This window comes from Haloarcula sp. Atlit-120R (assembly GCF_003665885.1).
In the GTDB taxonomy this organism is placed as follows: Archaea; Halobacteriota; Halobacteria; order Halobacteriales; family Haloarculaceae; genus Haloarcula; species Haloarcula taiwanensis.
The window spans coordinates 1-467 of sequence record NZ_QPLN01000079.1; the positions used below are offsets into that span (position 1 = coordinate 1).

General features: G+C 63.6%; 1 pseudogene. It reads right to left on the reverse strand.

The annotated features are described in order from the left end of the window. Window positions 1-456: pseudogene (locus tag DVK01_RS21305) on the reverse strand (Lrp/AsnC family transcriptional regulator); the annotation flags it as partial. Between the last annotated feature and the right edge of the window lie 11 nt (window positions 457-467).

The window sequence follows — 467 nt, forward strand, 5'->3', positions numbered from 1 at the left end:
GAACTCGTGCGGTTGTGGGAGAAGGAACTTCCGTAGCCCCGAGACGGCGGTCTTCGAATCCTGTCCGCGCATCGTCCGGGCGCGACTACCGCGTTTCAGTTTCCGTTCGTGTTCTTCCGCTTCGGAACAGCTGTAGAAGTGGTCCTCGCGAACGTCCTTCCGGATGTGCGTCCCACCGCAGAAGCGACACTCGCCGGTCGGCTCCAGGTCGCAGTTCCACTCGTGTTCGAGCGCGGCCTCTTCGGTCTCGAAGCTCGTCTGGCAGTAGCGACAGGCAGCGACGAACTCCGGCATCTCGAACTCGATGTCTTCGGAGTCGTCGTCGTCGATGGTCGAGCCGGGCTCGTAGCCGTTGTCAACTGCGGACGCGACGGTGTCGTCGTCGTCCGATGTGACGACGTCGGCCTCGTCGAGGACGGAGAACTCCGCGACGACCTCGCCAGAGTCGTCGCTCACTGGCGGTCACC